Origin of the sequence: Nonomuraea mangrovi (genome assembly GCF_042681425.1) — a bacterium.
Taxonomy (GTDB): Bacteria; Actinomycetota; Actinomycetes; order Streptosporangiales; family Streptosporangiaceae; genus Nonomuraea; species Nonomuraea mangrovi.
Genome location: NZ_JBHUFV010000033.1, coordinates 526,469 through 537,495, shown reverse-complemented (window position 1 = coordinate 537,495; position 11,027 = coordinate 526,469). Strand labels below are relative to the sequence as shown.

The following is an 11,027-nucleotide window of genomic DNA, read 5'->3' as shown; positions in this document are numbered from 1 at the left end:
CTAGCCGAACAACCAGTCCAGGAGCCCTCCGGAGCGCCTGTCCTCGGTGGGCTGCTGGGGAGGCGGGGCCGGCTGCTCCGTGGCGGCGGGCGGCGCGTCGGTGCTGACGGCCGGCGGGGCCTGGGTGGTCGGCTCGGTGGCGGGCTCGTTCTTCGACGTCTGCTCCTTGGCGGTCTCGCCGCTGAGCGTGCGCACCGGCCTGGAGCTGGGCTTGGTGGTGGGCGTGCCGATGCGCGTGGTGGCCGTGGGCCGCGGCGTATCGGGCTGCTTGCTCTGCCGTACCCGGACGGGCGGCTCGGGCGTGGCGCTGACGGTCGCGGACGACTCGGGGGTCTGGGAGGGGTCCATGACCGGGTCCACGATGGGCTCGGTGTCCGATTCCGTCTCCTCGACGGGTGTCTCGGAGACGGCGGGCGCCACCGAGCGGCTGGAGGCGCAGGTCCCGCCCGCGCACGAGTCGCCGCCGGAACCGGTCAGCATCCACCCGCCGGCCGCGCCGACCACCACGATGGCCGCCGCGCCCGCCAGCAGGAGCCTGGTGCGCCTGCGCACCTCCCGCTCGGGCGCGGCGCTGTCCTCGGTCCAGCCGGAGCCGAGGAAACCGCGCGGGGACGACTCGCTCGGCGGGTCGAAGCCCTCGTCGCCCGGGGCGTCGTAGCCCTCGTCGGCCGAAGCGTCGTAGCCCCGGTCGAGGGGAAGGTACTGCGCCTCGGTCTCGGGCACCTCGAGAGCGACCACGGGTGGCGCGTCCATGACCGTCACCAGGGGGATGTCCTCCGCCTCCACGACGAGCGGGGCAGGCGCGGAGACAGGGGCGAGGAGCTCCTCCTCCGCGACGACGGCGGGCTGTTCGTCGGTTACGTCCGACTCGGGGGTCCAGCGGTCCGACAGCACGTCACCTGTCAGATCGGGGCTGTCGTTCTCGTCGCGCGCCACGGTGGAACCTCTCTAGTGCTTACGTGATCGCGCACCTTCCTAACAGACTCCCCCACACTTTGTCCGGATATTTCACAAGAACCAGCGATCAAGTGCTCCAGGCAGGGTCTCCTCCCCCGCCTCCGAGGTCCACGCAACGTACCCGTCCGGCCTGATCAGCAGGGCTTCGAGGGGGCTTTCGGCCTTCCCCGCGACCACCTCCGCGCGGCCCCCGACGAGCGTCGCCAGGTCGTCCCTGCCGTTCAGATCGAGGAAGAGCGGCCGCGCCTTCCGCAGCAGCTCGACAAGCGTGACCGCGCCCCTGTCAGTGGTGATGGTCAGGTCGGGGGCCATCCATCCTGCGCCCGGCACCCCGACGTCGTAGACGGTGTCGACGCCGCTGATCATGCCGCTGAGGTAGGTGTTGACCTCGTCGAAGCGCATCAGCTCGGCGAACAGTTCCCTCAGCGGGTCCATGCGCGGGTCGGGGTCGGCCAGCGCGTTCTGCGCCCTGACGTTCCACAGCACCCTGGCGGCCACGGGGTGCCGCTCCGCGTGATAGGTGTCGAGCAGGCCGTCCGGCGCTCTGCCCCGCACCTGCGCGGCCAGCTTCCAGCCCAGGTTGAAGGCGTCCTCCATCCCGGTGTTGAGCCCCTGGCCGCCCCAGGGGAAGTGCACGTGGGCGGCATCGCCCGCCAGCAGCACCCTGCCGCTGCGGTAGGTCCGCGCCTGCAGTGACGCGTCGCCGTACCTGGTGAGGCTGCGCGGCTCGGCCATCGGGATCGGGAAGCCCGCGATGTACTCGGCCGCCTCCTGCAGTTCCTCGAGGGTGACCGGCGCGTCCCTGTCGGCGTGCGGCCCCCGGTAGTCGTAGGTGGTGATCCGGCCGCCGGGCCAGACGATGAGCCAGCCGCGAGGAGTCCTGTGGTATCCGCCGGGCAGGCCGGGCGGGAGCCGTACCTCTCCCATGAGCGCGGCCACCCTGGCGCCCATTCCCGTGAACGGGATGCCCGCGGCCTTGCGGACGGCGCTGCGGGCGCCGTCGGCCCCGACCACGTAGCGGGCCTCGATCCCGTTGGACAGCCGGACGTGATCGTCGTGCTGGACCAGACCGGTGACCTCCTGCCCGCGCAGGATCGTCGCGCCGAGCGCCGTCGCCCGCTCGGCGTAGACGTGCTCGGCCCACGCCGAAGGGCTGCCCACGATGGAGGGGCCGTCCTCGACGACCGCGCCCAGGTCGAGCCCGAACATCCCGGAGAAGTGGAATGCGACGCTCCCCCAGGTCGGGTGGCCGACCTCGGTCAGCAGCCCGCGCCGGTCGAGGCTCTGGGCGGTGCGGGCGTGCAGGGTGCCCGCCTTCGACTCGGTGAGCGGTACGGCGCGCCGCTCGACCACGACCACGTCGACCTGCTGGAGAGCGAGCTCGGCGGCGAGCAGCATGCCCACGGGCCCGCCTCCGACCACGGCGACATCGAACATGTGGAACTCCTCTGTAGGGACTGGGGCGTGAACACCGGCGAGGGTGCGGGCGTTGCGTCAGGCGAGCGTGGGCTGGAGTCCGGCGTCCCGCTGCTTCCTTGCGAAGGTGAGCGAGATGGCGGCGCCGAGGAGCATGCCGCCCGCCGCGACCATGACGGCGCTGCGCAGCCCTCCCGCGAGCGCCGCGCCCGTGGCCTCGCCCACGCCGCCGACCGCGACGAGCACGGCCAGGCCGATGGCCGAGCCGACCTGCAGCGCGGTGGAGGCCATGCCGGAGGCGACCCCCTGCCGGTGGGGGGCCACGCCGGTGGCGGCGGCGATCCACATGCCGGTCCAGGTGAGGCCCTGGCTCACGCCGAGGACCACGATGCCGGGCAGCAGGGCCCAGTAGCCGCCGGAGCCGAGGCCGAGGGCGAGCGCCGCGGTGCCCGCCGCGCCGCCGAGGGTGCCGGTGAGCAGGGTGGCGCGCATCCCCGCGCGGCCTGCCAGCCGTCCGCCGAGCTGCGTGCCCAGGGCGATCAGCAGCGCCGGCACCAGGAACGCCAGCCCCGTGGTCACGACGCCGTGGCCGAGCACCGTCTGGAAGTAGACGGTCAGGAAGTACGGCAGTGAGTTGAACGTGCCGCCGAAGACGAGGATGATCACGATGGCCGAGGTCAGGCTGCGGTTGCCGAACAGCCGCAGCGGCATGAGCGGGTCGCCGCTGCCCCGCTCGACGGCGACGAAGGCGGCCAGCAGCACGACGGCGAGCCCGAAGCCGACCAGGACGGGCGTGGAGGCCCATCCGCTCTCCGGGCCCTGGATGAGGGCGAAGGCCAGCAGGCTCACGCCCGCGGTGGCCAGGACGGCGCCCGGCAGGTCCAGGCGGCGGCCGCGCTCCATCGGCCCGTCTGCGGGGATCAGCGCGTAGGCGGCGGCGATGGCGGCGCCGGCCAGCGGGACGTTCACGTAGAAGACCGCCTCCCAGCCGAACGCGCCGGTCAGCAGGCCGCCGAGCAGCGAACCGAGCGCCAGGCCGCCGGCTCCGGCTCCGCTCCATACCGCCAGCGCCGAGTTGCGCGCCCTGCCCTCCTCGAACAGGGTGTTGACCAGGGCGAGGGTCGCAGGGAAGAGCAGCGCGCCGCCCAGCCCCTGGATCGCCCTGACCGCGACGAGCACGCCGGGGCCCGTGGCGAGGCCCGCCGCCAGGGAGGACAGCGCGAACAGCGCCAGCGCGGCGACGAACAGCCTGCGGCGACCCGCCAGGTCGGCCAGCCGCCCGCCGAGCAGCAGGAAACCGCCGTAGGCGACGGCGTAGGCACTGGAGACCCATTGCAGACTCTGGGCGGAGAAGCCGAGGTCGGCGCCGATGTCCGGCAGCGCCACGACCACGATGAAGAAGTCGAGAGAGGTGATGAGCTGGGAGAGCGCAAGCAGGGCGAGCGTCCAGCGGGTGTGCGGCATGAGATCCTTCAACTGTTCGGAAACAACGAACAGTACGAGATACTCGTACAGTCGGACGATCGGCGTCAAGTTCGACAGTTCCGTACAATGGTCGAATGACGGCGCTTCACCCCACGAGGGAGCAGATCCAGCTCATCGAGGTCATGGCCGCGATCGGCCATCCGGTGCGGGCCCAGATCGTCCGCACGCTCTGGGCGCAGGGCCCTGGCGAGGAGCTGTTCTGCGGCTCGGTCCTGCCCGACGTGCCCAAGTCCACCCTCACCAACCACTGGCGGGTGCTGCGGGAGGCGGGGGTGATCCGCCAGCGGCCCGAAGGCCGCAAGCTGTTCATCACGCTGCGCCGCGATGACCTGGACGCCCGCTTTCCCGGCCTTCTCGACCTGGTGGTCCAGGAATCCGCCGCGATGTGAACGAACCGGGAGCCGTCGCCGACGAAGATGGCCCGCATGGCCTCCACCACCCTTCCAGGCGCGGCCGCGCTCACCGGCCTGCGCGCCCGCGCCAGGTCGGCGCGCCGCTTCGCCCTGATCGCGCTCACCGTCGCGATCGCCGCGCTGGCCACCACGCAGGTGCTCGCCGAACGAGCGCCGACCAGGGAGGGCACGCGACCGCTCGCCTGGCTGGCCCTGGCGCTGTTCGCCCTGGCAGTCCCCGCGCTGGCCGCGACCCAGGCGATCTGGGGAGCACGGGCGCGCCGCGTGCGCGAAGGCGAGCGCGCGCTCTACGGCCGCCCCTCCTCGGGCGCCCGAGGCCCGGCCGCCAGGCTGGGCGTGGCGGGCTGCTGGCTGGTCACGCTGCTGCTCGGCTTCACGGTGCCGCGGCTGTTCAGGGAGTCGGCGCTGTACGGCATCGCCGAGTCGCTGGCCGGCGCGATCGGGGTCCTGGCCCCGGCCTGCCTGGCCGCAGGGGTGTTGTTCGCCCTGTGGTGGACCCGCGAGACGTTCGCGGGCCGCACCCGGTCCCCGCACGACCCGTGGGACCCGGGACAGGAGGGGACGAGGCGCGTGGCCGCGTGGGCGGGCGCGGCGGTGACGACGGCGGCGCTGGTCGGAGCGCGCGCGCACCTGTGGGAGCCGGCCACCTGGCTGGTGTGCGCGCTGCTGGTGGCCACCCTCGTCTCAGTTGTAGTTACTCGCGAGTAGCATAGGGGCCGAATCAGTCCTGCAACGAGGAGCGAATCCGTGCCTTCCTCTCGTGACGTCGTTTTCGTCGACGGCGTGCGCACGCCGTTCGGCAAGTCGGGGCCGAAGGGCCTGTACGCGGAGACCAGAGCCGACGACCTGGTCGTCCGCGTCATCCGCGAGCTGATGAGGCGCAACCCTGAGCTGCCGCCCGAGCGGGTGGACGAGGTCGCGATCGCGGCCACCACCCAGATCGGCGACCAGGGCCTGACCATCGGGCGCTCGGCCGCGGTGCTGGCGGGGCTGCCCAAGAGCGTGCCCGGCTACGCCATCGACCGCATGTGCGCGGGTGCGATGACCGCGGTGACCACCGTCGCAGGCGGCATCGCCTTCGGCGCCTACGACGTGGCCATCGCCGGCGGCGTCGAGCACATGGGCCGCCACCCGATGGGCGAGGGCGTCGACCCCAACCCCAGGTTCCTGTCGGAGAAGCTGGTCGACGGCAGTGCGCTGGTCATGGGCATGACCGCGGAGAACCTGCACGACCGCTACCCCACCATCACCAAGCAGCGCGCCGACGCCTACGCCGCCCTCTCGCAGGAGAAGGTCGCCAAGGCCTACGCCGACGGCAAGATCCAGCCCGACCTGGTCCCCACGGCCGTCAGGACCGCCGAGAAGGGCTGGGGGCTGGCGGTGACCGACGAGGCACCGCGTCCCGGCACGACCGTCGAGGGCCTCGCGGGGCTCAAGACCCCCTTCCGCGCGCACGGCCGCGTCAGCGCCGGCAACTCCTCCGGCATCAACGACGGCGCGACAGGCTGCCTCGTGGCCGCCGCCGACGTGGCCGCCGAGCTCGGCCTCTCGCCGAAGATGCGTCTGGTCTCCTACGCCTTCGCCGGCGTCGATCCCGAGGTCATGGGCGTGGGCCCCATCCCGTCGACCGAGCGGGCGCTGCGCCTGGCCGGGCTGTCGATCGACGACATCGGCCTGTTCGAGATCAACGAGGCCTTCGCCGTCCAGGTGCTGGCCTTCCTCGAGCACTTCGGGATCGCCGACGACGACCCCAGGATCAACCCGTACGGCGGCGCGATCGCCTTCGGCCACCCGCTGGCCTCCTCGGGCGTGCGGCTGATGACGCAGCTGGCCCGCCAGTTCGGCGAGCGGCCCGACGTGCGGTACGGCATCACCACCATGTGCGTCGGCATGGGCATGGGCGGCACGGTCATTTGGGAGAACCTGGCATGAGCGACCTGTTCAACGATGAGGTAGTCACCAAGGCGCTGGTGCGCGACGTCGAGCTGCCCCACGGCGCCGGCACGATGGCGCTGATCACCCTGGACAACGGGTTCGACCACACCAAGCCGAACACCTTCGGGCCTGGCGGCCTGACGCTGCTGAACGAGGCCCTCGACGCCGTCGCGGCCAGGACCGACCTGGCGGCCGTCGGCGTCACAGGCAAGCCGTTCATCTTCGCCGTCGGCGCCGACCTCAAGGGCGCGGCGCTGGTGCGCACCAGGGAGGAGGCGCTGGAGATCGGCAGGCTCGGACACGCCGTCTTCCGCCGCCTCGGCGAGCTCGACGTCCCGTCCTTCGCGTTCGTGAACGGCGCGGCCATGGGCGGGGGCCTGGAGATCGCGCTGCACTGCACGTACCGCACCATCTCCTCGGGCGTGCCGGCCGTGGCGCTGCCCGAGTGCTTCCTCGGGCTGGTGCCCGGGTGGGGCGGCACGCAGCTCCTGCCCCGCCTGATCGGCCCGGCCAAGGCGATCAAGCTGATCATCGAGAACCCGCTGTCGCAGAACCGCATGATCAAGGGCGGGGACGCGTTCGCGCTCGGCGTCGCCGACGCGATGTTCGAGCCGGCCGACTTCCTGGAGGAGTCGCTGCGCTGGGCCGCCCAGGTGCTCAACGGCACGGTCGCGGTCGAGCGGCCCGCGATCGAGGAGGACTGGGACAAGGCCGTCGCCGACGCCCGCTTCCTGGTCGACATGAAGCTGCGCGGCGCGGCCCCCGCCCCCTACCGGGCGCTCGACCTCATCGCCGCCGCCAAGGACGCCACCCGCGACGCCGGCTTCGCCGCCGAGGACGAGGCGCTGGCCGACCTGCTCATGGGCGACGAGCTGCGCGCCGGGCTCTACTCCTTCGACCTGGTGCAGCGCCGCGCCAAGCGGCCCGCGGGCGCCCCCGACAAGGCGCTGGCCCGCAAGGTCACCAAGGTCGGCGTGGTCGGCGCGGGCCTGATGGCCTCGCAGATGGCGCTGCTGTTCGCTCGCCGGCTCGAGGTGCCCGTCGTGCTGACCGACCTCGACCAGGCGCGCCTGGACAAGGGCGTCGGTTACGTGCACGCCGAGGTCGACAAGCTCCTGTCCAAGGGCCGGGTGAGCCAGGACCAGGCCAACAGGCTCAAGGCGCTGGTGACGGGGTCGCTGACCAAGGACGCCTTCGCCGACGCCGACTTCGTCATCGAGGCCGTCTTCGAGGACATGGGCGTCAAGAAGAAGGTCTTCGCCGAGGTCGAGGAGCACGTCTCGGCCGAGTGCGTGCTGGCCACCAACACCTCCTCGCTCTCGCTCGGCGAGATGGGCGCCGAGCTGAGGCACCCCGAACGGCTGGTCGGCTTCCACTTCTTCAACCCGGTCGCCGTCATGCCGCTGCTGGAGATCATCAAGGGCTCCGCGACCGACGACGCGACGCTCGCGACGGCGTTCTCGGTGGGCAGGTCTCTGAAGAAGTCGGCGGTCCTGGTCAAGGACGCTCCCGCGTTCGTGGTCAACAGGCTGCTGACCCGGTTCATGGGCGAGGTCATCGCGGCCGTCGACGAGGGCACGCCGCTCGAGGTCGCCGAGCACTCGCTCGACGACCTGGGCCTGCCGATGACGCCGTTCGCGCTGCTGCAGCTCGTCGGCCCGGCCGTCGGCCACCACGTCTCGGAGACCCTGCACGCGGCCTTCCCGTCGCGGTTCGGCGTGTCGGAGAACATGGCCAAGCTGGTCGCCTCCGGCAAGCCCGGCGTCTACGCTCCCGACTTCTCCCTCGACGCCGAGGCCGTGGCGCTGTTCGCCGGCGGCGGCGCGCCCTCGACGGCCGAGCAGGTCAGGGAGCGGGTGCTGAAGGCGCTGGCCGAGGAGATCCACCTCATGCTGGACGAGGGCGTGGTCGCCGCCGCGCAGGACATCGACCTGTGCATGATCCTCGGCGCGGGCTGGCCCTTCCACCTCGGCGGCATCACGCCGTACCTGGACAGGGCGGGCTTCGCCGCTCCGCGCTTCCTCGAGCCGGGAGTGGCCTCGGTCCCCGCCTGACATCCGATCGGTCCTCCGCCCTTCGCCCCACGCCGCGACCCCGTAGCGTGGGGCGAATGAGATCGATCACGACACTGGCCCTCGCGGGGGCGATCGTGCTGGCCGCCGCCTCCCCCGCACTGGCCGGCCACCGGCCGCTGGCCTCGCTGAAGGTGAGCGTCACCGCGGCGGGCGCGACGAAGTCCGCCGGCCTGCTGTGCGACCGCGACGGTGGCGACCACCCGTCGCCCAGGACGGCCTGCCGCCTGCTGCGCGCGGTGAAGGGCGACCCGGCCAGGCTCCGGGTGAAGGACCCGGTCTGCACCAGGGAGTACCGCCCGCACGTGGTGAGCGTCCGCGGCACCTGGCGCGGCAGGCCCGTGAGCTTCACCACGACCTTCGCCAACGCGTGCCTGATGAAGTCGGCGGGCGGAGCGGTCTTCACGCTCTGACGCGTCGCCTGGCCACGAGGAAGGTCAGGCCCGCCACCGCGGCCACCCCGAGCCCCAGCCAGTACGGCCAGACCTCACGGGCAGCGGGCGCGGGAGTGGGAGCCGCGACGGGCACGGAGGCGGCCGCCGCCGCGGGCTTGGCCGCGCCCTTCCTGGCGAAGCCGGGAGGGCGCACCTCTCCCCACGGATCCTTGCCGCCGTTCATGTCCAGATAGTTGGCGATCATGCCCTTGAGCTCGGGGTCGAGCGGCTTGACGGTCAGCGCGCCCGGCACCTTGAGCGTGCCGACGGGGAAGGGGGCGAACCAGCCCTGGATCGCCTCCACCCGCCAGTCGCCCGCGGGCAGCGCGATCGCGGCGGCGTAGTGCGCCTTCTCCTTCAGCGGGACGCCGGTGAACTCCAGACTCCTGGCGCCGCTGGTGAACTTCAGTCCCACCTCGCCGAGGCCGGGGCCCTCGTAAGGGTGGGTGCCGTGCTGCAGCATCCAGAAGCCGACGGTGTACGTGCCCCCTTGGGCGAACGTCGCCGGGACGGGGTCGAGGTAGGTGGCGGCCCAGCCGCCCGCCCGCGCCGGGGCCGCCACGGCCAGGGCGGGCAGGAGCAGGGCCAGAACGAGCACGATGCGTCTCATGCCCCGAATACACCGGCCGGCGGCTCCGGGTTCTCGCACCGTCGTCTGTGGTGGAGATCGTCCAGGTGCTACACGCTCGGCTGCTTCGGCGCGCTGCCGCGCCAGCCCCTGACCCTGCTGTGCCAGTAGCCGTAGCAGAAGTAGACCGCCACGCCGATGATCATCCAGAGGAAGAACCGCAGCCACGTGATCACCGGCAGGTTCATCATCAGGTAGAGGCAGGCCAGCACCGACAGGATCGGCAGCACCGGCACCAAGGGCGTGCGGAAGGCGCGGTGCAGCTCGGGGTGCGTCTTGCGCAGGATGACCACACCGGCCGACACCACGACGAAGGCGAACAGCGTGCCGATGTTGACCAGCTCGGCCAGTTCGCTCAGCGAGACGACCCCCGACAGCAGCATGGTGACGAGACCGACGACCACCGTGATGCGCGCGGGGGTGCCGTACTTCGGGTGGACCTTCGACAGGACGCGCGGCAGCAGGCCGTCGCGGCACATGGCGAACAGCACCCTGGTCTGGCCCAGCATGAGGATCATCACCACGGTGGTGAGGCCCGCGATGGCGCCGATGCTGATCAGGCTGGCGATCCACGGCTGGCCGACCGCGCGGAAGGCGTCCGCGAGAGGAGCGTCCTCGCTGAGCTGTTTGTACGGCTGCATGCCGACCACCACGAGCGAGACGGCGACGTAGAGGAAGGTGCAGATGGCCAGCGAGCCGATGATGCCGCGCGGCAGGTCACGTTGTGGGTTGATCGTCTCCTCGGCCGCGGTGGCCACGATGTCGAAGCCGATGAACGCGAAGAACACGATCGCGGCGGCGGAGAAGATGCCGAGCACGCCGTAGGCGACGGGAGTGATCCCGAACAGCGCCTGGATCAACGGCGCGTCGAGCCCCTGGACGGCGGCGGTGGGCTCAGGCGACGGGATGAACGGGGTGTAGTGAGTGGGGTTGATGAAGAACAGGCCGGCGATGATGACCAAGATGATCACTGCCACCTTGATGACCACGATCGTCAGGTTCACCCGCGAGGAGAGCTTGATGCCCAGTGTCAGCACCACGGTCAGGATCGCGACGATCGCCATCGCCGGATAGTTGACCTCGACGCCGAGCACCTCGAACTTGGGGAGATTCACTCCGATCGTGTTCAGCAGCGAGTTGAAGTAGCCCGACCAGCCGACCGCGACCACCGCCCCGGCCAGCGCCATCTCCAGCATCAGGTCCCAGCCGATGATCCAGGCGGGGAACTCGCCCAGGGTGGCGAAGGCGAAGGTGTAGGCCGAGCCGGCCACCGGGATCGTCGAGGCGAACTCGGCGTAGCACAGCGCGGCCAGGCCGCACACGATGCCCGCGATGATGAACGACAGAGCAACGGCGGGACCCGCCGTGTCCCTCGCCACGCGGCCGGTCAGGACGAAGATGCCGGTGCCGACGATCACACCGATGCCGAAGACGGTCAGGTCGACGGCGGACAGGCGGCGTTTGAGCTGGTGCTCCGGTTCCTCGGTGTCTCTGATCGACTGTTCGACAGTCTTGGTTCTGAAGATCTCCACGCTGTGATCCTGCCCACACGAGCAGTGACCATGCGGAGGCGTGCGGCCTGCGCGACGGGCACGCGGTTGCGCGCTACCGGCCTGAGAGGCGGCTGGGGTCCTCCTTGTGGCCGGGAGATCTCCGGGTCGCTCCGGGGTTCGGCCCTGATGGGCCG

Annotated in this window: 10 protein-coding genes; 5 read left to right on the top strand and 5 right to left on the bottom strand. The window is 71.6% G+C overall.

All coding sequences use genetic code 11. The features are described from left to right. From ACFSKW_RS20895 to ACFSKW_RS20885, 3 genes are all read right to left on the bottom strand, one after another. Positions 1-936, bottom strand: a complete 936-nt coding sequence (locus tag ACFSKW_RS20895; RefSeq protein WP_379573970.1) for a hypothetical protein — start codon at positions 934-936, stop codon at positions 1-3. A 72-nt stretch (positions 937-1,008) separates the two neighbouring features. After that, positions 1,009-2,394 (bottom strand): FAD-dependent monooxygenase, encoded by a 1,386-nt coding sequence (locus tag ACFSKW_RS20890; protein WP_379573969.1) that lies wholly within the window; start codon positions 2,392-2,394, stop codon positions 1,009-1,011. A 57-nt stretch (positions 2,395-2,451) separates the two neighbouring features. Beyond that, complete coding sequence (locus tag ACFSKW_RS20885) at positions 2,452-3,837, bottom strand: MFS transporter (RefSeq protein ID WP_379573968.1); 1,386 nt, start codon at positions 3,835-3,837, stop codon at positions 2,452-2,454. A 95-nt stretch (positions 3,838-3,932) separates the two neighbouring features. Between ACFSKW_RS20885 and ACFSKW_RS20880 the strand changes: the two genes are divergently transcribed. From ACFSKW_RS20880 to ACFSKW_RS20860, 5 genes are read left to right on the top strand one after another with little or no spacing between them, the layout of a single operon-like run. After that, on the top strand, positions 3,933-4,247 hold the full coding sequence (locus tag ACFSKW_RS20880) for an ArsR/SmtB family transcription factor (RefSeq protein ID WP_379573967.1): 315 nt from the start codon (positions 3,933-3,935) through the stop codon (positions 4,245-4,247). Positions 4,248-4,283: 36 nt separating this feature from the next. Beyond that, positions 4,284-4,979 (top strand): hypothetical protein, encoded by a 696-nt coding sequence (locus ACFSKW_RS20875; protein ID WP_379573966.1) that lies wholly within the window; start codon positions 4,284-4,286, stop codon positions 4,977-4,979. A gap of 39 nt (positions 4,980-5,018) precedes the next feature. Beyond that, positions 5,019-6,203 carry a thiolase family protein gene (locus ACFSKW_RS20870; RefSeq protein ID WP_379573964.1) on the top strand — a complete coding sequence of 395 codons (1,185 nt, stop codon included), beginning with the start codon at positions 5,019-5,021 and terminating at the stop codon, positions 6,201-6,203. Beyond that, complete coding sequence (locus ACFSKW_RS20865) at positions 6,200-8,260, top strand: 3-hydroxyacyl-CoA dehydrogenase NAD-binding domain-containing protein (protein ID WP_379573963.1); 2,061 nt, start codon at positions 6,200-6,202, stop codon at positions 8,258-8,260. Before ACFSKW_RS20870 ends, ACFSKW_RS20865 begins: the two co-directional genes overlap by 4 nt. A gap of 56 nt (positions 8,261-8,316) precedes the next feature. Next, the gene (locus tag ACFSKW_RS20860) at positions 8,317-8,691 is read left to right on the top strand and encodes an SSI family serine proteinase inhibitor (protein WP_379573962.1); all 375 of its coding nucleotides are present in this window, start codon (positions 8,317-8,319) and stop codon (positions 8,689-8,691) included. Here ACFSKW_RS20860 and ACFSKW_RS20855 read toward each other — a convergent pair. Then, positions 8,681-9,322, bottom strand: a complete 642-nt coding sequence (locus ACFSKW_RS20855) for a hypothetical protein (protein ID WP_379573961.1) — start codon at positions 9,320-9,322, stop codon at positions 8,681-8,683. The two genes, ACFSKW_RS20860 and ACFSKW_RS20855, sit on opposite strands and share 11 nt — an antisense overlap. 68 nt (positions 9,323-9,390) lie before the next feature. Then, positions 9,391-10,872, bottom strand: a complete 1,482-nt coding sequence (locus ACFSKW_RS20850) for an amino acid permease (protein ID WP_379573959.1) — start codon at positions 10,870-10,872, stop codon at positions 9,391-9,393. Between the last annotated feature and the right edge of the window lie 155 nt (positions 10,873-11,027).